We start from the raw sequence: 18,390 nt of genomic DNA, 5'->3' as shown, positions 1-18,390 counted from the left end.
CCCCCGCCTCCCATGAACCGCATCCACACCTCCGCTTCCGTCCTTTCGCGTCGCCGCGCGCTTCACCTGCTGGGCGCCGCCGTCGCGCTGCCGCTGCTCGCGGCGCGCCCGGTGCGCGCCGCCACCGGCTTCGACCATGCCCACGCAGCCTGGACCGCGCTGCTGCGCAAGCATGTCGTGCCGATCGACGGCGGCAACGCCACCCAGCTCGGCTACGCCGGCATGCAGGCCGACCGCGCCGAGTTCAAGCGCTATCTCGCCGCGCTCTCGGCCGTGGGTCGGGCCGAGTTCGACGGCTGGAGCAAGCCGCAGCGCCAGGCCTTCCTGATGAACGCCTACAACGCCTTCACCGTCGAGCTGATCCTCACGCGCTACCCCGACCTGGTCTCGATCAAGGACATCGGCACGCTGCTCACCAACCCCTGGAAGCAGAAGTTCGTGCCGCTGCTCGGCAGCACCGTCACGCTCGACAACATCGAGCAGGACATGCTGCGCAAGCGCGGCGCCTACGACGATCCGCGCCTGCACTTCGCGGTGAACTGCGCCTCGATCGGCTGTCCCGCGCTGCGCGCCGAAGCCTATGTGGCCGAACGGCTCGACGCCCAGCTCGACGAGCAGGCGCTGCGCTTTCTTTCGGACCGCTCGCGCAATCGCTACGACCCCGAGACCCGCAAGCTCCAGGTCTCGAAGATCTTCGACTGGTATGGCGAGGACTTCACCCTCGGCCATCGCGGCATCACCTCGGTGGCGGCCTTCCTCGGCCGCCATGCCGACCAGCTCGCCGACGCCCCGGCCGACCGCGCCGCGGTCCGCGCCGGCCGCGTCCCGATCGGCTTCCTCGACTACGACTGGAAGCTCAACGATGTTCCGCGCCACGCCTGACCGCCGGTTCGCCGAAGGAAACGCCATGCCCGTTGCCGCCATGCCCGTCCCGACCCTCGCGCTGCCCGGCGCCCATCACGGCCTGCCGCCGCGCTTCGACCCGGAGATGCTCGCCGCGCTGCGCGCCGACATGCTGCGCTTCGCGCGGCTCCAGGTGCGCGACAGCGCCGCCGCCGAAGACCTGGTGCAGGACGCGATCGAATCGGCGCTGCGCGGCGCCGCCGGCTTTGCCGGCCGCTCCAGCCTCAAGACCTGGGTGTTCTCGATCCTGCGCTACGGAATCATCGATCACCTGCGCGTGGTCGACCGCTGCATCCCCATGAGCGATCTGGTGGCCGAGGACGAGCACTGGGAAGAAAAGCTCGAAGCCATGTTCGACGCGCGCGGCGCCTGGCGCACCTCGGCCCGGCCCAGTGCCTGGCCCGGCCCCGACGAGGCGCTGGAATCGAGCGAGTTCTGGACCGTGTTCGAGACCTGCCTCGACCATCTGCCGGCGCGCAGCGGGCGCGTCTTCATGATGCGCGAGTTCCTCGGCCTCGACTTCGACGAGATCTGCGCCCAGCTCGACCTGAGCCACAACAACTGCCACGTCATCCTGCACCGGGCCCGGCTCAAGCTGCGCGAATGCCTCGAACGCGGTTGGGTGCGCGAACGCGGGACGCAGTCGTGAATTGCCGCGATGCCACGCAGCTGGCCTCGCGCGGCATGGATACGCAACTCGGCCTCGCCGAGCAGCTGCTGCTGTGGGGCCACCTCGGCACCTGCCGCCATTGCGCGCGCTTCCGGCGCCAGATGACCACGCTGCGCGCGCTCGGCGCGGCCTATGCCAAGGCCGGCCCGCGCCCGCCGGCCGATCCCGCCGATGCCGCATCGAGCGGCCCCCGGCGCTGACCTGCCACCGCGCCGTAAGAAACGCGCCCGGCGCGCGACCAAGCGACATCCCCTTCACCGAGGCCCGCCATGCACGCAACCCTGCCCCTGCTCGTCGATACCGATTTCCCGCCGCTGCGCCGGCGCGCGCTCGACACGCTGCAAGTCAATCTCGGCTACCGCTGCAACCAGAGCTGCCTGCACTGCCATGTGGATGCCGGTCCGCACCGCAGCGAGGAAATGTCGCGCGCCACGGTCGACGAGGTGCTCGCCTTCCTCGCCGCCAATCCGGGCGTGACCACGCTCGACCTGACCGGCGGCGCGCCCGAGCTGAACCCGCATTTCCGCTACCTGGTCACCGCCGCGCGCGGACTGGGGCGGCGCGTGATCGACCGCTGCAACCTCACCATCCTCGAAGTGCCGGGCCATGAGGACCTGGCCGGCTTCCTGGCCTGCAACGGCGTCGAGATCGTCGCCTCGCTGCCCTGCCACGAGGAAGGCAATGTCGACCGCCAGCGCGGCAGCGGCACCTTCGACGCCAGCCTCCGGGGCCTGCGCGCGCTCAACGCGCTCGGCTACGGCAAGCCCGGCAGCCGCCTGCGGCTCGACCTCGTCTACAACCCGCAGGGGCCAACGCTGCCGCCGCCGCAGGACCGGCTCGAAGCCGACTACAAGCGCCAGCTCGGCGAGCGCCACGGCATCGAGTTCAACCGGCTCCTCACGCTGGCCAACATGCCGATCCGGCGCTTCGGCTCGACCCTGGTCTCGAAGGGCGGCTTCGGCACCTACCAGACGCTGCTGCGCGCCGCCCACCGCCCGGCCAACCTCGACCAGGTGATGTGCCGCAGCCTCGTCAGCGTCGACTGGCAGGGCTGGCTGCACGACTGCGACTTCAACCAGCAGCTCGGCCTGCCGCTGCGCGACGCCGGCCGCCAGCGCCTGCATCTGCGCGACATCGCCGCGCCGGCACTGACCGGCCGGCCGATCCAGGTTGCCGACCATTGCTACGGCTGCACCGCCGGCCAGGGTTCGAGCTGCGGCGGCGCGCTGGCCGATGCCGCCGACATGCCGCCGGCCCGCGTGGCCGCCTGACCCCTCACACCGCACCGACACCGCCATGCACGATCTCGTCCGCGACTATTACGGCCGCCAGCTCCAGGGCAGCGCCGATCTCAAGACCTCCGCCTGCTGCGACGTCAGCGCCGTGCCCGACTGGCTCAAGCCGCTGCTGGCGCGCATCCATCCCGAAGTGGCCGGGCGCTACTACGGCTGCGGGCTGGTCTGCCCGCCCCGGCTCGACGGCTGCCGCGTGCTCGACCTGGGCTGCGGCTCGGGCCGCGACGTGTACGCACTGGCGCAACTGGTCGGCGCGCGGGGCGAAGTGGTCGGCGTGGACATGACTGACGAACAGCTCGCCGTGGCCGAACGCCATCGCGCCCACCATGCCGCGCTGTTCGGCTTCGACAACGTGCGCTTCCTGCACGGCTACATCGAACGCCTCGACGAACTGGAACTGGCCGACGCCAGCTTCGACGTGATCGTCTCGAACTGCGTCATCAACCTGTCGCCCGACAAGGACGCCGTGCTGCGCGGCGTGCAGCGGCTGCTCAAGCCCGGCGGCGAGTTCTACTTCTCGGACGTGTACGCCGACCGGCGCGTGCCCGACGCGGTGCGCAACGACCCGGTGCTCTACGGCGAATGCCTGGGCGGCGCGCTCTACTGGGGCGACTTCCAGACCCTGGCGCGACGCCAGGGCTTTGCCGATCCGCGGCTGGTGGAAGACCGTCCGCTTGCCGTCACCGATGCGGCGCTGGCGGCGCGCACCGGCAACCTGCGCTTCTTCTCGGCCACCTGGCGGCTGTTCAAGCTCGACGGGCTGGAGCCGGCCTGCGAGGACTACGGCCAGGCCGTGGTCTATCGCGGCGGCATCGCCGGCATGGAGCACGCGTTCGTGCTCGACAAGCATCACCGGATCGAGGCCGGCCGCGTGTTCCCGGTCTGCGGCAATACCTGGCGGATGCTGGCCGACACGCGCTTCGCGCCGGCCTTCGATTTCATCGGCGGCTTCGGGCGCCATCACGGCATCTTTGCCGGCTGCGGCGGCCGCCTGCCCTTCGATGCGCCGGCCGCCGACGGCCAGGCCGGCGCCTGCTGCTGAGGAGACCCGTCATGAGCGACCGTTCGCCCAGCCTCCCCTCGATTGCCGCCCTGCCGGCGCGCCGGCGCGCGCTGGCCGGCGGGCTTGCGCTCGGTGTCGCCACGCTGCTGCCGCGCCGCGCGCGGGCGGCCGGCGGCGGCCGCCTGGTGCTCACCGGCTCCAGCACCATCGCGCCGCTGGCGCTCGAAATCGCGCACCGCTTCGAGCTGGTGAATCCGGGCACGCGCGTCGATGTGCAGTCGGGCGGCTCGTCGCGCGGCGTGGCCGATGCGCGTTCCGGCGCCGCCGCCATCGGGCTGGTGTCGCGCGCGCTCGGCCCGACCGAGACCGACCTGACGGCGCACACCATCGCGCTCGACGGCGTCGGCCTCATCGTCCATCGCAGCAATCCGGTCGCCGCGCTCGGCGCCGACCAGGTCCGCGCCATCTACACCGGCGCGCTGCGCAACTGGCGCGAGCTGGGCGGCCCCGACAGGCCGATCACCGTGGTCAACAAGGCCGAGGGCCGTTCCACGCTCGAACTGTTCCTGCACTTCTACGGGCTGAAGAACGGCGACATCCGCGCCCAGGCCGTCATCGGCGAGAACGAGCAGGGCATCAAGACGGTGGCCGGCAATCCGGGCGCCATCGGCTATGTGTCGATCGGCTCGGCCGAGTACGACGCGCACGACGGCGTGCCGATCCGGCTGCTGCCGATCGACGGCATTGCCGCCACCACCGCCCATGTGCGCGACCGCAGCTTTCCGCTGTCGCGGCCGCTCAATCTGGTCACGCGCGGCACTCCGGACGCGCTGGCCGCGCGCTTCATCGCCTATGCCCGCTCGGCCGACGTGGACGATCTGGTGCAGGCGCTGTACTTCGTGCCGCTGGCGCGCTGAAGCATGTCCGCCGCGCCGCCGCGTTCGCACGGCCCGGGTGCCGACCGCCTCGTCGCGCCGGTCTTCGGCGCGCTGGCCGCGACCGGCGCCGTGCTGCTGGCGCTGGTGTTCGGCTTCGTGCTGCGCGAGGCCGCGCCGGTACTGGCCGATGGCGGTGTCGCGCGCTTCGTCGCCGACGACGGCTGGTCGCCGCTCGAAGGCCGCTTCGGCCTGCTGCCGATGGTCTGGGCCACGCTCGCGGCCTCGGCCGGCGCGCTGGCGATCGCGGCGCCGCTCGGCATCGGCGCCGCGATCCATGAACGCTTCTGCGCCGGTCCGCGCCTGGCGGCGGCGCAGCGGATGACGCTGGCGCTGCTGGCCGGCGTGCCGTCGGTGGTGGTCGGCCTGTGGGGGCTGGAAGTGCTGGTGCCACTGATTGCGCGCTGGCAGCCGCCCGGCGCCAGCCTGCTTGCGGCCATGCTGGTGCTGGCGCTGATGATTCTGCCGACCGTCGCGCTCACCGCGTCCAGCGCGCTCGGCGCCGTGCCCGAGTCATGGCTGGCCGGCGGCGCCGCGCTCGGCCTGGGCCGGCGTGCCGTGGTGCTGGGCATTGCCCTGCCTGGCGCGCGCGGCGGCATCGTCGGCGGGCTGGTGCTGGCGGCGGCGCGCGCGCTGGGCGAAACCATGGCGGTGCTGATGGTGGCAGGCAACGTGGTGCGCACGCCCACCGGCCTGTTCGATCCGGTCCGCGTGCTGACCGCCAACATCGCGCTCGAAATGCCCTATGCCGCCGGCAGCCATCGCGCGGCGCTGTTCGCCAGCGGACTGGCGCTGCTGCTGCTGGTGCTGGCGCTGACCTGGGCCGGCGCCCGGCTGGCCGGAGGGTCGGCGCATGCGCACTGAAATCGTCGACCGCGCCTTCGGGCTGGCGGTGCGCGGCGCGGCGCTGGCACTGCCGCTGGCGCTGGGCTGGCTGCTGGCCGACATCGTGGCGCGCGGGCTGCCGCACTGGTCGCTCGACTATTTCCTGGGCGCGCCGCGCAATGCCGGCCGGGCCGGCGGCATCGCGCCCATCGTCGTCGCCACGCTGGCCATCCTCGGCATCGCGCTGGCCGTCGCGCTGCCGCTCGGCATCGGCGGCGCGATCTGGCTGGCCGAGTACGCCGGCATGCACGGGCGGCGCGCGGCCCGGCTGCGGCTCGCGCTCGATGCGCTGGCCGGCGTGCCGTCGATCGTGTTCGGGCTGTTCGGCGCGGCCTGCTTCGGCCGGTTTCTGGGGCTGGGTTCGTCGATCGCCTCGGGCGGACTGACGCTGGCCTGCATGATCCTGCCCATCGTCGCGCGCAGCAGCGAGGCCGCGCTCGCCGGCCTGCCGGCCGACTGGCGCCAAGCCGGCGCGGCGCTCGGCATCACGCGCGCGCGGCTGCTGGGCGAGGTGCTGCTGCCCGCCGCCGCGCCCGCCATCGCGGCCGGCGCCATGCTCGGCATCGGCCGCGCCGCCGCCGAGACCGCCGCGCTGGTCTTCACCAGCGGCTATGTCGACCGCATGCCGGGCTCGCTGCTCGATTCGGGGCGCGCGCTGTCGGTCCACATCCAGGATCTGTCGATGAACGTGGCCGGCGGCGACCGCGCCGCCAGCGCCGCCGCCTGCACGCTGCTGCTGCTGGTGCTGGTCATCGACGCACTCGCCGCCATGCTCGGCAACCGCCTCGCCATGCGCCACCGCCATCTCCCGCCAGGCCCGCCATGAACCTGCCCCAGCCCTACACCGTCGGCGAGTTGCGCGCCGGCCCGCCCTGCTGCGATCCGCAGCCGCATCTGAGCGTGCGCGGCCTCGGCGTCAGCCACGGCGGCCGCAGCGTGCTCGACGATGTGTCGCTCGACATCCATCGCGGCTGCGTCACCGCGCTGATCGGGCCGTCGGGCTGCGGCAAGACCTCCTTCCTGTCGGCGCTTAACCGCATGACCGATCTGATCCCCGGCGCGCGGGTGCGCGGACAGGTGCTGCTCGGCGGGCAGGATGTGTATGCGCCCGGCACCGACACCCGGCTGCTGCGCCAGCGCGTGGGCAGCATCTTCCAGCGCCCCAATCCGTTTCCGCTGTCGATCCGGCGCAACCTCGAACTGCCGCTGCGCGAGCACGGACTGCGCAACCGCGCCGAGCTGGCCGACCGCGTCGAGCGCGCGCTGCGCGACGCGGGCCTGTGGGACGAGGTCGGCGACCGGCTCGACGCGCCGGCGCTGGCGCTGTCGGGCGGCCAGCAGCAGCGGCTGTGCATCGCGCGCGCCATCGCGCTCGGGCCCGAGGTGCTGCTGATGGACGAGCCCTGCTCGGCGCTCGACCCGATCGCCTCGGCCGCGGTGGAGGATCTGATCGCGCGGCTGCGCGGCCAGTACACGGTGGTGATCGTCACGCACAACCTGGCCCAGGCGCGGCGCATCGCCAACTACGCGGCCTTCTTCTGGCTGCGCGAGCGGGTCGGCAAGCTCATCGAATTCGGCCGCGCGCAACGGCTGTTCGAGCAGCCGGCCGATGCGCTGACGGCGGCCTATGTCGGCGGCCTGCGCGGCTGATGCCCGCGCTGCCGGTCAGGTGCCGGCGGCGGCGTTGGCGCGCCGCACGAAGCGGCGGTCGATGCGCGCCTTGAGCCGCGCCGCCCAGCGCCCTTCCGACCACAAAGCGCCCCAGCTCGCCAGCGCGCTGCCGTCGTCCAGGCCCAGCAGGTAGAGCGCCTGGCGTTGCGGCTGCCAGGCTTGCAGCGGCTGGCCGGCGCAGGCAGCGCGCAGGTTGCGCGCCAGCGCCGGCCCGGCGCGCACCGCAAACACGCCCGAGCGGGGCCGGGGCACGGCCAGCGCCGCCACGTCGCCGGCCGCGAACACGCCGGGATGCGACAGGCTTTGCAGCGCCGCATCGACGCGCACGAAGCCGGCGGCGTCGGTCGCCAGGCCGCTCGCGGCCAGCCACGGCGCGGCGACGGCGCCGGTGGCGCAGATGCAGGCATCGACCGGCCGCGACGCCATGCCGGCGCAGACCAGGCGGTCCGGCAGCACCGCCGTCACGCGCGCATTGCCGATCCAGTCGATGCCGGCCCGGGCCAGCCGCAGCGCCGCGCGCCGACGCAATCCGTCCGGCATGCCCGGCAACGGCAGCGCCTGGCTGCCCACCAGCAGCAGCGTCAGCGGCGGCCAGCCGTCGCGCCGCGCGCGGGCCCGCAGCGCAAAGACCAGCTCGACGCCGGCCGCGCCAGCCCCGACGACCGCCAGCGCCACCGGCCGGCCGCACACCACGATGCGCGCCACCAGGGCCGCCAGCCGCTCGACGAAGTCCTCGATCGGCCGCAGCGCCAGCGCCTGCCCGCCACCGCCGGTCAAGGCGAACGCGCCGGACACCGAGCCGATGTCGAGCGACAGCAGGTCATAGCCGAGCTGGCGGCCGTCGGCGAGCCGCACCGTGCGCGCAGCGGGATCGAGCCCGCTCGCGCTGCCGATGACCCGCCGCGCGCCGGCCCGCGCGGCCAGCGCCGCAAGATCGATCGCGCAATCGTCGAGCGCATGGCGGCCGGCGATCCAGCCCGGCAGCATCCCCGAATAGATCTGGCGCGCCGACGGACTGAGCAGCGTCAGCTCCCAGCCGGCGACCGGGCGCCGCGCAAAGTCGCGCAGCACGCCCACATGCGCATGCCCGCCGCCGAGCAGCAGCAGCCGCTTGCGGCCCGCCTCCGGCGCCGCGCCGGTGGCCGGCGCCATCAGCCGCGCCGCCAGGCATGCCAGCGCGCCACCCAGGCCAGCGCGCGCGTCGGCACATGGGCGCGCTTCCAGTTGCCGGCCGCGTACTTGTTGGCCTCGGCCAGCGTCGGATAGATGTGGATGGTGCCGAGCAGCTTGTTCAGCCCGATGCCGTGCTTCATGGCCAGCACGAATTCGGCGATGAGGTCGCCCGCATGCTCGCCGACGATGGTGGCGCCGAGGATGCGGTCCTTGCCCGGCACGGTCAGCAGCTTGACGAAGCCATGCGCCTCGCCGTCGGCGATCGCGCGGTCGAGGTCGTCGATGCCGTAGGTCGTCACCTCGCAGGCAATGCCGCGCTCGGCGGCTTCCTGCTCGTTGAGGCCCACGCGCGCCACCTCGGGCTCGGTGAAGGTAGCCCACGGAATCACGCGGTAGTCGGCACGGAATTTCCGGATCGGATCGAACAGCGCGTTGACCGCCGCATACCAGGCCTGATGCGCCGCCGCGTGCGTGAACTGGAACGGTCCGGCCACGTCGCCGGCGGCATAGATGTTGGGGAAGTTGGTCTGGAGATAGCCGTTCACCTCCACCGTGCGTCCGGTGGTCACGCCCAGCTCCTTGAGCCCGTAGCCGTCCAGGTTGGCGCTGCGCCCCACCGCCACCAGCAGCGCGTCGAAGTCGATCTCCACCTCGCGGCCGGCATGCGCCGCCACCAGCAGCTTGCGTTCGCCAAGCACGTCGACGCGCAGCGCGGCATGGCCGGTGCGCACGTCGATGCCCTCGGCACGGAACTTCGCCTCGACCAGCGCCGACACCTCGGCGTCCTCGCGCAGCAGCAGGCGCGGCGCCATTTCAACCTGGGTCACCTTCGAGCCGAGCCGTGCAAAGGCTTGCGCCAGCTCGCAGCCGATCGGCCCGCCGCCCAGCACCAGCAGCCGCGCCGGGCGCTCGCGCAGCTTCCACACCGTGTCGGACGTGAGCACCTCGATCCGGTCGATGCCGGGCAGCGGCGGCACGAACGGCCGCGCTCCGGCCGCGATGACGATGGCGCGCGTGGTCAGCGTGCGACGGCTGCCGTCGGGCGCGGCGATCTCGACTTCCCACGGCGACACGATGCGCGCGCTGCCGAGCGCCACGTCGACGCCGAGCCCGGTGTAGCGCTCGACCGAATCGTGCGGCGCGATGGTCTGCACCACGCGCTGCACGCGCTCCATCACGGCCGCGAAATCCACCTGCGGCGGGCCGACCGCGATGCCGAATTCATCGCCGCGCGCCAGCTGGGCCGCGAACTTTGCCGAGCGGATTAGCGCCTTCGACGGCACGCAGCCGGTGTTGAGGCAATCGCCGCCGAGCGCATGGCGCTCGACCAGCGTCACCTCGGCCTTGACCGCCGCCGCGATGTAGGCCGTGACCAGCCCGGCGGAGCCGCCGCCGATCACCACCAGATTGCGGTCGAACCGGGCCGGCTTGCGAAACGGCGCATACACCTTGCGCGCCTGCACCGCGTCGACCAGCTTGCGCGCCAGCAGCGGAAACACGCCCAGCAGCACCAGCGAGCCCAGCAGGCCCGGCGAAACGATGCCCTTGAGCGAATCGATGCGCGCGAGCTGGGTGCCGGCGTTCACGTACACCAGCGTGCCGGCCAGCATGCCGATCTGGCTCACGCCGTAGAACACCAGCGGCCGGATCGGCGTCAGCCCCATCGCCAGATTGATGACGAAGAACGGCAGCACCGGCACCAGCCGCAGCGTGAACAGGTAGAAGCCGCCATCGCGCCGGATGCCGTCGTTGAGCGCCGCGAGCCGGGCGCCGAAGCGCGCCTGCACCCAGTTGCCGAGCAGCCAGCGCGCGGCCAGAAAGGCGAGCGTCGCGCCGAGCGACGACGCGAACGACACGATGAGCGTGCCCCAGCCCAGGCCGAAGATGGCACCGGCCGCCAGCGTCATCACCGCGGCGCCGGGCAGCGACAGCGCCGTCACCGCCACATAGGTGGCAAAGAAGATCAGCGCCGCCACCAGCGGCCGCTCGGCGCGCCAGGCGTCGAGACCGGCCTGACTGTCCTTGATGGCCGCGAGACTGAGAAAGCGCCCGAGATCGAATGCGAAGAACAACGCAAACACCAATCCGAGCAGCACGACGAACCACCAGCGTTTATCCAGGCGCATGACCGACTTTCGAATGAAGGAAGGCGGCCCGCGAGCGAGGGCGGGCCGCATGGTCGATGGTCGGAACGGCGCCGCGCTTCTTACAGCCGCCGGCGCGGTGTAAGAAAACCGCCGCGTGCGCCGACCAAGCCGTTTTCACCCCAAGGGAAGACGCAATGGACAAGCTGCGCATCGGCATCCTCGGCGGCAGCGGGCTCTACCGCATGGATGGCCTGACCGACACCCGCGAAGTGTTCGTCGACACGCCCTACGGCCGCCCGTCGGATGCCTTTCTCATCGGCCGGCTCGGCGGCGTGGAGGTGGCATTCCTGGCCCGTCACGGTCGCGGTCACGGACTCATTCCGGGCGAAATTCCGTTCCGCGCCAATCTGCATGCGTTTGCACAGCTGGGCGTCGACTACCTGATCTCGGTCTCGGCGGTCGGCTCGCTGCGCGAGGAAATCGCGCCGCTCGACCTGGTGCTGCCGACCCAGTTCATCGACCTGACGCGCGGGCGCGCCGGCAGCTTCTTTGGCGCCGGCGCGGTGGCGCATGTGTCGATGGCCGACCCGGTCTGCGGCGCGCTGCACGCCATCCTGGCCGAGTCCTTCGCGGCGGCGGGCCTCGCCGGCGAAGCCCGGCTGCATGCCGACGGCTGCTATGTCTGCATCGAGGGACCGGCGTTCTCGACCCGCGCCGAATCCCACGGCTTTCGCGCGATGGGCGCCAGCGTGATCGGCATGACCAACATGCCCGAGGCCCGGCTCGCCCGCGAAGCCGGCATTGCCTACGCGACGCTGGCGCTGGTCACCGACTGGGATTGCTGGCATCCGCATCAGGCCTGCGTGACGGCCGAGCTGGCGATCGCCAATCTCCAGGCCAATGCGCTGCGCGCGCAACGGCTGGTGGCGGCGGCGGTGCAGGGCATCGCGGCGCGCTGGCCGGTCTCGGCCGCGCACACTGCGCTCGACAGCGCGCTCGTGACGCCGGTCGCCGCCATGACCGACGAGGTGCGCGCCCGGCTTGCGCCGCTGCTCGCGCGCCGCCGCTGATTCTTCACCCTCCGGCCAGACCCGCATGGACCGACTCGCCGCAATGCAGACCTTCATCGCCGTGGTCGAGGCCGGCTCGCTGTCGGCCGGCGCGCAGCGGCTCGGCGTGGGCCAGCCGGCGGTGTCGAAGACCGTGGCCCAGCTCGAAGCGCGGCTCGGCGTGGCGCTGCTGCTGCGCTCGCCGCGCGGCATCGCGCTCACCGAGGCCGGCCGGCAGTTCCACGAGCACGCCCGGCGCGCCGTCGAGGAGGCCGAGGCCGCCGAGCTGGCCGCGCGCGGCGCCGGCGCGGCGCTCACCGGCCGGCTGCGCGTCTGCGCGCCGGTCACGCTGGCGCGGCTGCATGTGCTGCCGCGGCTTCAGCCCTTCCTGCTCGAACACCCGCAGCTCGCGCTCGACCTGGTGCTCGACGACCGCGACATCGATCTGCGCGAGGAAGGCATCGACGTGGCGATCCGCATGGGCCAGCTTGCCGACTCGACCATGACCGCGCGGCGGCTGGCGCGCGGCCGGCGCATGGTGGTCGGCACGCCGGGCTATTTCGCGCGCGCCGGCCTGCCCCAGCATCCGGCCGAGCTGGCCGCGCATCAGGCCATCGTGTTCAACCGGCGCGGCGGCGGCACCGCCTGGAGCTTCGAGCGCGCCGGCACCGAGGTGTCGGTGGTGGTGGCGGGCCGGGTGCAGACCGGCGCGGCCGAGGGCGTGCGCGCCGCCGTGCTCTGCGACCTGGGCCTGGCCATAGCGTCGGAATGGATGTTCGCGCCCGAGCTGGCCAGCGGCGCGGCGCGCCAGGTGCTGGCCGACTGGGCGCTGCCGCCGGTCGACCTGTGGGCGGTCTATCCGTCGGGCCGGCGCGCGAGCGCCAAGGCGCGCGCCTTCGCGGCCTATGTCGAGCGGCTGATGGCCGACACGACCGCCGCGAACTGAACGCGCCGCACGCTCAGTCGCGCAGGCCGGCCAGCGCGCGCAATGCCGGCAGCAGCTCGGCCGGATCGGGCCGCTGCGTGTAGTCGGGATTGACCTCGGCATAGACCACCGTGCCGTCGGGCGCGATCACGTAGCGCGCCGGCATCGGCAGCGTCCAGCTGTCGTCGCCGTTGAACGCGGGCAGCTCGTTGTTGAGGCTCTTGTAGAGCGCCACCAGATAGTCGGGCATGGCGAAGCGCAGGCCGAAGCGGGCGGCAAGCTCGTTGCCCGGATCGCTCAGGATCGAAAAGCCGAGCCCGTTGTCGCGCAACGAGCGGCGGCTGTTGACCGGCGTCTGCGGCGACACCGCCACCACCTGCGCGCCGAGCAGCGCGATGGCCGGCAAGGCCTCCTGCAAGGCTTGCAGGTCGAGGTTGCAGTAGGGGCACCAGACGCCGCGATAGAAGGTGAGCACCAGCGGGCCGCGCGCCAGCAGCCCGGCCGACGTCACGGTCCGGCCCTCGGCATCGGTCAGCGTGAAGGCCGGCGCGGTCTGCCCGGCCTTGATCGCCTGCGCCGCCAGCCCGGAGGCGATCAGCTCGGCAGTCGCGCGTTCCATGACCGCATGAACTTCCGGCGGCACGTTCTGATAGGGCGGCCGACCGGCCTTGAAATCGGCCTTGAAGGCATCGAGTCTCTGTTGAAGCGACATGAGGCAGTCCTTGCGATGACGTGTCGGGCAGCGGCCGGCGCCGGAATGGCGCGGCCGGCCCGAGGCAAGCCATGCTCGGGCGCGCCATGCCGCGCCGGAACGCCGGCGCGCGGCATGGCAAGCATTCCGCCCCGGAATGCCCCGCCTTCAGCCGCGCAGCCGGAACACGCCCACCACGTCGGCGAGCCGGTCGGCCTGCTCCTTCAGGCTGGCCGCCGCCGCCGCGCTCTGCTCGACCAGCGCGGCGTTCTGCTGCGTCATGCGATCGAGCTGGCCGACCGCGCCGTTCACCTGGCCGATGCCCTGGCTCTGCTCGCCGGCCGCCGCCGTGATCTCGCCGATGATGTCGCTCACGCGCTGCACGCTCGCCACGATCTCGCCCATGGTGCGGCCCGCGTCGCCGACCAGCGCGCTGCCCGAATCGACATTGGCCACGCTGGTGCCGACCAGCAGCTTGATCTCCTTCGCCGCCTCGGCGCTGCGCTGCGCGAGGCTGCGCACCTCGCTCGCCACCACCGCAAAACCGCGTCCCTGCTCGCCGGCGCGCGCCGCCTCGACCGCCGCGTTGAGCGCGAGGATGTTGGTCTGGAAGGCAATGCCGTCGATGGTGCCGATGATGTCGCCGATCCTGCGGCTGCTGGCGTTGATGTCCTGCATCGTCTGCACCACCTGCCCCACCACCCGGCCGCCGCGCTCGGCGATCTCCGAGGCCGACGATGCGAGCTGGTTGGCCTGCGCCGCCGCCTCGACGCTCTGGCGCACGATGCCCGTCAGCTCCTCCATCGAGCTGGCGGTCTGCTCCAGATTGGCCGCCGCCTGCTCGGTGCGACCCGACAGATCCTGGTTGCCGGTGGCGATCTCGCCGCTCGCATCGCGGATGTTGACCGCCGAGGCGCGGATGTCGCCGACCATCGATTGCAGGCGCTGCTGCATGGTTGCAAGCGCATGCAGCAGATCGCCCACTTCGTCCTTGCGATCGGTCGCGGCGTCGCGCGTGAGGTCGCCATCGGCCACCGCGCTGGCCACGGCGCGCGCCCGGATCAGGTCGGCGACGATGCTGCGCTGGGTGGCCACCGATGCGCCCACCGTCGTGGCCGCCACCGCCAGCGCGCCCAGCGCCAGCAGCAGCAGATTGCGCCGCGACGCGGCGGATGCCTGCTCGGCCGCCGCCTGCGACAGCGCATCGATGCGCGCGATGACCACGCTCACCGACTGTGCCAGCTGCGCAAAGCTCGCATCGGCGTTCTGCATCGCGGCGATGCCGGTATTGGCGTCGACCGAGGCCATGTCGATGGCGTCGTCGGCCTGCTTCACATAGCGGTCGATGGCGCCGGCCGCGTCGCCGATGGCGCTGCGCAGCGCGGCGTCGGTGCGGGCCTGCTCGCCCAGCGCGCCGAAGCGCCGCTTCACCTCGGTCATCTGCGTGACCAGCGCGGCACGCGCGGCCTTCACCTGCGCTTCGTCGAGCGAGCCGACCAGCGCGACCGTGCGGTAGTTGTAGGCATGCAGGCTGCCGAGGCGCGCCTGCTGCTCGCTGAGCTGGCGGAACACCTCGATGTCGGCGCGAAAGCTGGCTTGCGCCTCCTCGGCCCGGCGATCCATCAGCAGCGCATTCACGCCGCCCGTGGCCAGCAGCACGCCTGCCGTCAGCAGCGGCGCCAACAGCAGTCTGGTTCCCAGCTTCATGAGTCTTTCCTCGACCGGCGCGGTGCCGGCACGACCTTATTTGTAGATGCCGCCGCAGACGACGCTCTCGTCGAGCCGCTCGCAGTACATGGCCTTGGGCTCGATCTTCCGGGTCTCGGGATTGGTGAACTTGTAGTCCTGCCAGAAGCTCGGCTTGGCATGCGCCAGCTCCACGCGCTCGCGCACGAAGGCCTTGCCGTCCACGTCCTTCAGGTCGATGAGATTGCGGCCGACCATCTTTTCGTTGGCGCCGTGCGCGCGCACCGTGCCGTCGAGGCCGTAGACCACGAGGTACAGGTCTTCGAGCCGGAACTGGCCGGTCTTGCTGGTGATTTCGGCATAGCCCTTGTCGGCGCCGCTGGCCTTGATGAAGGCCACGCCCTTCTTGACCATGGCCACGGCCTGTTCGGCGGTGGCGCCGCCATCGGCGGCCTGGGCGAGCGACGAGAAAGCGACCAGCCCGGCAAGGGCGGCGCGGCAGAAGGGAAGCTTCATGGGGGATGACTCCGGAACGGGGCAGAGCCCGTCGCGCGGCAAGGCGCGGACAGGCGGATGTTCCGGGTTACGGCGCCGCGCCCTCGATGTTGAGCCGACCGAGGGTTCATGCTGAAGGACGCGGCCTTCCGCCAGCCATGAATGGCGGGCACCGGCCGTCAGCTCGCCGGATAGGCCTCGGGCTGGCGCTCGCGCGGCGTGCGGCCGTCTTCGCCGAGCGGCACCTGGCCGAGCCGGATCGCTTCGGCAAGCTCGGCCCGCACCTGCTCGCGCGTCTTGGCGGCGGCTGCGCCGCGGGCCGGATAGGCGGCCGGATTGGCCTCGCGCGGCGTGAGGCCGTTCTCGGCGATCGGCGCATCGCCGCGCCGGATCGCCTCGGCAAGCTCGGCCCGCACCTGTTCGCGCGTGAGCGCCGGACCGCCGACCGCGTTCTCGAACACGCTCGACCGGAACGGCTCGGCAATCCGCGCCGCAAGCTCGGCCGGCGTGAGGCTGGCGGCCTGCGCGGCGCCGCCGAGAAGGGAAAGGGCAAGGGCCGAACCGGCCAGGAGCATCGTCTTCATGAGGTGGTTTCCAGGTTGTGCGTCGGGACATCCCCGACCCTCATGAAGACCGCCGAGGCCGGCGAATCTGTCGTTGACCGGGCGTGACAGGCGTAACCGCAGGTTGCCGCGGCATGTCGCGTCATGCGTCGGCGGGCGCGCAGCCCTCGGCCAGCCGGTCGAGCTCGCCGAGTTCGGCCGCATGCCGCCGGCCCCAGTCGCACAGCGCGCGCAGCACCGGCGCCAGGCTCAGGCCGAGCGGCGTGGCGGCGTATTCCACGCGCGGCGGCAGCTCGGCGAACACGGTGCGGCTGACGATGCCGTGGGCTTCCAGCTCGCGCAGCTGGGCGATCAGCACCTTCTGGCTGATGTCGGGCAGCGCGCGTTCCAGCGTCGACAGCCGCATCGGCCCGTCGAACAGCAGATGGACGATCACCGCCTTGCCGCGCCCGGCAATCACCTTGAGCGCGCGTTCGGCGGGCAGCGGCGGCAGCCGCTTGACGGGTCGGTTCATGCACACCTCCTGGTGGGTAGCGCGGCAAAGCGTGGGTAGCGCGGGCAGGCGTGGCGTCGCCAAGCTGGCCGCTTCAACAGCAGCCGGAAACCGCAACGATGAAAGCCATCCAGATGAACCGCTTCGGCGGCCCCGAGGTGCTCGACCTGGTCGAGCTGGCGCTGCCCGCGCCCGGCCCGGGCCAGCTGCGGCTGCGCGTGCGCGCCGCCGGCGTCAATTTCGCCGAGACGCTGATGCGCGAGAACCGCTATGCGATGACGCCGCCGCTGCCGTCGGTGCCCGGCTGCGAGGTGGCCGGCACGGTCGATGCGCTCGGCGAGGGCGTGGACGGCTTTGCGCCCGGCATGCGCGTGGCGGCGGCGCTGTTCGCGGCCGGCGTCTACTTCGGCGGCTATGCCGAATACGTGGTGGTCGATGCCGCCGCGGTCGTGCCGCTGCCCGATGCGCTGGCGTTTGAAGATGCCGCCGCGCTGCCGGTTCAGGGCCTGACCGCGCTGGCGCTTGCGCGTCATGTGCCAGTGCAGGGCCGCAGCGTGCTGGTGACGGCGGCGGCCGGCGGCGTCGGCTCGCTGCTGCTGCAATTGCTGCGCGCGGCCGGCGCGGCGCGCGTGATCGCGCTGGCCGGCGGCGCCGCCAAATGCGAAATCGCGCGCGGGCTGGGCGCCGATGTCGCCATCGACTATCGCGCGCCCGACTGGCAGGCGGCGGTGCGCGCGGCCACCGACGGCGCCGGCCCCGATGTGGTGTTCGACTCGGTCGGTGGCGACATCACGCCAGCCTGCCTGCAATTGCTTGCGGCGCGCGGCACGCTGGTGATCTACGGCGCGCTCAACATCCAGTCGTTCGCGCTCGGCGTGCCCGAATTGCTCGGACTGATCTTCCGCAACCAGTCGGTCGCCGGCTTTGCGCTGGCGCCGCTGCTCACGCCGCAACTCCTGCGCGACGATCTCGCGCGGCTGTTCGCGCAAGTGCTGGCCGGCGAGCTGAAGCTCGGCGTGACCGCGCTGCCGCTTGCCGAGGCGGCCGAGGCGCATCGGCGGCTCGAAGGCCGCACCAGTACCGGCAAGCTGGTGCTGCTGCCCTGACGCGGGCGGCCGGCGCCGCGCATCACGTCGCATCACGCCGCATCACGCCGCGCCATCGCCACGCGCCCGCGCCCGGTGCGCCGCTGCCTTGCTGCGATTGCCGCAGGCCGCCATCGAGCACCAGCGCCGGCGCGGGCCGCGCTTGCCGTCGGCAAACCACAGCGTGCAGGCCGGGTTCTCGCACTTGCGCACCTGGTCGGGCCGCAACTCGGAAAGCAGCTCCACGCAGGCCGCCGCCAGCTCGGCGACCACGGCGCTCGCGCCCGGCGCGCGCTCGGTGAGCAGCGCGAGGCTGCCGTCGGCCGCGCGCGTCGCCGACTGGCGCAGCGGCCCGCCCGCAAGCCAGCCATTCAGCCGCGCGAGGTCGGCGTCGCTGGGCACGCTCACGCCCTGCGCGGTCCAGCGCGCGAGCAGATCGCGCAGCCAGTCGCGCAGGCCGCGCAACTCGCCGGCGAGCGCATCGCGCTGGCGCGGCTTGAGCGCCAGCACCGCCTGCGACAGCGGCGACGGCAGCAGCTGGGTCGCGTCGACCCAGGCCAGCAGCGTCGCGCCATCGCGCAGGAAATCGACCGGCTCTGCCTGCGGCGTGAACACGCTGTTGAGGAAATCGAGCGCGCGATGACCGCCGATGAGCATCGGCGCGAACGGCAGGACTTGATCGGCGGACTGGGGCATGGCGGCAGGCGCGGCGCGCAGGGAGACGGAGGCCGAAGCGTAACCGCAAAAAAAACACTTTGCCGGTTACGCAGTTTTGGATAAC

At 72.4% G+C, this 18,390-nt stretch carries 20 protein-coding genes; 12 read left to right on the top strand and 8 right to left on the bottom strand.

Going from position 1 to position 18,390, the window contains the following annotated elements; translation table 11 throughout:
* The 9 genes from B9P64_RS10155 to B9P64_RS10115 all read left to right on the top strand — a co-directional run.
* Nucleotides 1-882: DUF547 domain-containing protein (locus tag B9P64_RS10155; protein ID WP_328589861.1), on the top strand; the 882-nt coding region annotated here is incomplete at its 5' end.
* Between the two features lie 40 nt (nt 883-922).
* Complete coding sequence (locus B9P64_RS10150) at nt 923-1,552, top strand: sigma-70 family RNA polymerase sigma factor (RefSeq protein WP_085316134.1); 630 nt, start codon at nt 923-925, stop codon at nt 1,550-1,552.
* The gene (locus tag B9P64_RS25660; RefSeq protein ID WP_176256790.1) at nt 1,549-1,773 is read left to right on the top strand and encodes an anti-sigma factor family protein; all 225 of its coding nucleotides are present in this window, start codon (nt 1,549-1,551) and stop codon (nt 1,771-1,773) included. Before B9P64_RS10150 ends, B9P64_RS25660 begins: the two co-directional genes overlap by 4 nt.
* Nucleotides 1,774-1,842: 69 nt before the next feature.
* Entirely contained in the window at nt 1,843-2,844 is a 1,002-nt protein-coding gene (gene arsS, locus B9P64_RS10140) for an arsenosugar biosynthesis radical SAM (seleno)protein ArsS (RefSeq protein ID WP_085316125.1), read from the top strand.
* Nucleotides 2,845-2,869: 25 nt separating this feature from the next.
* The gene (locus tag B9P64_RS10135) at nt 2,870-3,910 is read left to right on the top strand and encodes a methyltransferase domain-containing protein (protein ID WP_085316124.1); all 1,041 of its coding nucleotides are present in this window, start codon (nt 2,870-2,872) and stop codon (nt 3,908-3,910) included.
* An 11-nt stretch (nt 3,911-3,921) separates the two neighbouring features.
* Nucleotides 3,922-4,788 carry a phosphate ABC transporter substrate-binding protein gene (locus tag B9P64_RS10130; RefSeq protein WP_085316123.1) on the top strand — a complete coding sequence of 289 codons (867 nt, stop codon included), beginning with the start codon at nt 3,922-3,924 and terminating at the stop codon, nt 4,786-4,788.
* A gap of 3 nt (nt 4,789-4,791) precedes the next feature.
* Nucleotides 4,792-5,670, top strand: coding sequence for a phosphate ABC transporter permease subunit PstC (gene pstC / locus B9P64_RS10125; protein ID WP_085316122.1), 879 nt, complete (start codon nt 4,792-4,794; stop codon nt 5,668-5,670).
* A complete protein-coding gene (gene pstA, locus B9P64_RS10120) occupies nt 5,660-6,517 on the top strand; it encodes a phosphate ABC transporter permease PstA (protein WP_139826253.1) in 858 nt (285 codons plus the stop codon). The genes pstC and pstA overlap by 11 nt, the downstream gene beginning before the upstream one ends.
* Nucleotides 6,514-7,341 (top strand): phosphate ABC transporter ATP-binding protein, encoded by an 828-nt coding sequence (locus tag B9P64_RS10115; protein WP_085316121.1) that lies wholly within the window; start codon nt 6,514-6,516, stop codon nt 7,339-7,341. Before pstA ends, B9P64_RS10115 begins: the two co-directional genes overlap by 4 nt.
* A gap of 15 nt (nt 7,342-7,356) precedes the next feature.
* Here B9P64_RS10115 and B9P64_RS10110 read toward each other — a convergent pair whose 3' ends face one another.
* Together B9P64_RS10110 and B9P64_RS10105 are read right to left on the bottom strand one after the other, a co-directional pair.
* Entirely contained in the window at nt 7,357-8,514 is a 1,158-nt protein-coding gene (locus B9P64_RS10110) for an FAD-dependent oxidoreductase (protein ID WP_085316120.1), read from the bottom strand.
* Entirely contained in the window at nt 8,514-10,661 is a 2,148-nt protein-coding gene (locus B9P64_RS10105) for an FAD-dependent oxidoreductase (RefSeq protein WP_085316119.1), read from the bottom strand. The genes B9P64_RS10110 and B9P64_RS10105 overlap by 1 nt, the downstream gene beginning before the upstream one ends.
* Nucleotides 10,662-10,816: 155 nt before the next feature.
* Here B9P64_RS10105 and mtnP point away from each other — a divergent pair, with 155 nt between their 5' ends.
* Nucleotides 10,817-11,692, top strand: coding sequence for an S-methyl-5'-thioadenosine phosphorylase (gene mtnP, locus B9P64_RS10100; protein WP_085316118.1), 876 nt, complete (start codon nt 10,817-10,819; stop codon nt 11,690-11,692).
* Nucleotides 11,693-11,717: 25 nt separating this feature from the next.
* Nucleotides 11,718-12,617, top strand: a complete 900-nt coding sequence (locus tag B9P64_RS10095) for a LysR family transcriptional regulator (RefSeq protein WP_085316117.1) — start codon at nt 11,718-11,720, stop codon at nt 12,615-12,617.
* Between the two features lie 13 nt (nt 12,618-12,630).
* On the opposite strand, the gene B9P64_RS10090 is transcribed toward B9P64_RS10095, so the two are convergent.
* The 5 genes from B9P64_RS10090 to B9P64_RS10070 all read right to left on the bottom strand — a co-directional run bounded on the left by B9P64_RS10090 (nt 12,631) and on the right by B9P64_RS10070 (nt 16,545).
* Nucleotides 12,631-13,308, bottom strand: a complete 678-nt coding sequence (locus B9P64_RS10090) for a peroxiredoxin-like family protein (protein WP_085316116.1) — start codon at nt 13,306-13,308, stop codon at nt 12,631-12,633.
* A 147-nt stretch (nt 13,309-13,455) separates the two neighbouring features.
* Nucleotides 13,456-14,994 carry a methyl-accepting chemotaxis protein gene (locus tag B9P64_RS10085; RefSeq protein WP_085316115.1) on the bottom strand — a complete coding sequence of 513 codons (1,539 nt, stop codon included), beginning with the start codon at nt 14,992-14,994 and terminating at the stop codon, nt 13,456-13,458.
* A gap of 36 nt (nt 14,995-15,030) precedes the next feature.
* On the bottom strand, nt 15,031-15,489 hold the full coding sequence (locus B9P64_RS10080; protein ID WP_085316114.1) for a cache domain-containing protein: 459 nt from the start codon (nt 15,487-15,489) through the stop codon (nt 15,031-15,033).
* A gap of 158 nt (nt 15,490-15,647) precedes the next feature.
* Complete coding sequence (locus B9P64_RS10075) at nt 15,648-16,052, bottom strand: DUF4148 domain-containing protein (protein WP_235839953.1); 405 nt, start codon at nt 16,050-16,052, stop codon at nt 15,648-15,650.
* 121 nt (nt 16,053-16,173) lie between these two features.
* On the bottom strand, nt 16,174-16,545 hold the full coding sequence (locus B9P64_RS10070) for a winged helix-turn-helix transcriptional regulator (protein WP_085316112.1): 372 nt from the start codon (nt 16,543-16,545) through the stop codon (nt 16,174-16,176).
* A gap of 98 nt (nt 16,546-16,643) precedes the next feature.
* Between B9P64_RS10070 and B9P64_RS10065 the strand changes: the two genes are divergently transcribed.
* Nucleotides 16,644-17,630: a quinone oxidoreductase family protein gene (locus tag B9P64_RS10065; protein WP_085316111.1), complete on the top strand. Its 987-nt coding sequence runs from the start codon at nt 16,644-16,646 to the stop codon at nt 17,628-17,630.
* A gap of 42 nt (nt 17,631-17,672) precedes the next feature.
* Here the strand turns inward: B9P64_RS10065 and B9P64_RS10060 are convergent, their stop codons facing one another.
* Nucleotides 17,673-18,305: a CGNR zinc finger domain-containing protein gene (locus tag B9P64_RS10060; RefSeq protein ID WP_085316110.1), complete on the bottom strand. Its 633-nt coding sequence runs from the start codon at nt 18,303-18,305 to the stop codon at nt 17,673-17,675.
* Nucleotides 18,306-18,390 lie beyond the last annotated feature (85 nt).

Origin of the sequence: Derxia lacustris (assembly GCF_002105195.1) — a bacterium.
Taxonomy (GTDB): domain Bacteria; phylum Pseudomonadota; class Gammaproteobacteria; order Burkholderiales; family Burkholderiaceae_E; genus Derxia; species Derxia lacustris.
Note: the sequence above shows the minus strand (reverse complement) of the source record. Positions and strands in the feature narration are given on the sequence as shown.

Bases quoted from the DNA above. Each gene is read 5' to 3' on its own strand.
- B9P64_RS10150 (WP_085316134.1), top strand. From the start codon at position 923: ATGCCCGTCCCGACCCTCGCGCTGCCCGGCGCCCATCACGGCCTGCCG.
- arsS (WP_085316125.1), top strand. From the start codon at position 1,843: ATGCACGCAACCCTGCCCCTGCTCGTCGATACCGATTTCCCGCCGCTG.
- B9P64_RS10135 (WP_085316124.1), top strand. From the start codon at position 2,870: ATGCACGATCTCGTCCGCGACTATTACGGCCGCCAGCTCCAGGGCAGC.
- B9P64_RS10130 (WP_085316123.1), top strand. From the start codon at position 3,922: ATGAGCGACCGTTCGCCCAGCCTCCCCTCGATTGCCGCCCTGCCGGCG.
- pstC (WP_085316122.1), top strand. From the start codon at position 4,792: ATGTCCGCCGCGCCGCCGCGTTCGCACGGCCCGGGTGCCGACCGCCTC.
- pstA (WP_139826253.1), top strand. From the start codon at position 5,660: ATGCGCACTGAAATCGTCGACCGCGCCTTCGGGCTGGCGGTGCGCGGC.
- B9P64_RS10115 (WP_085316121.1), top strand. From the start codon at position 6,514: ATGAACCTGCCCCAGCCCTACACCGTCGGCGAGTTGCGCGCCGGCCCG.
- B9P64_RS10110 (WP_085316120.1), bottom strand. From the start codon at position 8,514: ATGGCGCCGGCCACCGGCGCGGCGCCGGAGGCGGGCCGCAAGCGGCTG.
- B9P64_RS10105 (WP_085316119.1), bottom strand. From the start codon at position 10,661: ATGCGCCTGGATAAACGCTGGTGGTTCGTCGTGCTGCTCGGATTGGTG.
- mtnP (WP_085316118.1), top strand. From the start codon at position 10,817: ATGGACAAGCTGCGCATCGGCATCCTCGGCGGCAGCGGGCTCTACCGC.
- B9P64_RS10095 (WP_085316117.1), top strand. From the start codon at position 11,718: ATGGACCGACTCGCCGCAATGCAGACCTTCATCGCCGTGGTCGAGGCC.
- B9P64_RS10090 (WP_085316116.1), bottom strand. From the start codon at position 13,308: ATGTCGCTTCAACAGAGACTCGATGCCTTCAAGGCCGATTTCAAGGCC.
- B9P64_RS10085 (WP_085316115.1), bottom strand. From the start codon at position 14,994: ATGAAGCTGGGAACCAGACTGCTGTTGGCGCCGCTGCTGACGGCAGGC.
- B9P64_RS10080 (WP_085316114.1), bottom strand. From the start codon at position 15,489: ATGAAGCTTCCCTTCTGCCGCGCCGCCCTTGCCGGGCTGGTCGCTTTC.
- B9P64_RS10075 (WP_235839953.1), bottom strand. From the start codon at position 16,052: ATGAAGACGATGCTCCTGGCCGGTTCGGCCCTTGCCCTTTCCCTTCTC.
- B9P64_RS10070 (WP_085316112.1), bottom strand. From the start codon at position 16,545: ATGAACCGACCCGTCAAGCGGCTGCCGCCGCTGCCCGCCGAACGCGCG.
- B9P64_RS10065 (WP_085316111.1), top strand. From the start codon at position 16,644: ATGAAAGCCATCCAGATGAACCGCTTCGGCGGCCCCGAGGTGCTCGAC.
- B9P64_RS10060 (WP_085316110.1), bottom strand. From the start codon at position 18,305: ATGCCCCAGTCCGCCGATCAAGTCCTGCCGTTCGCGCCGATGCTCATC.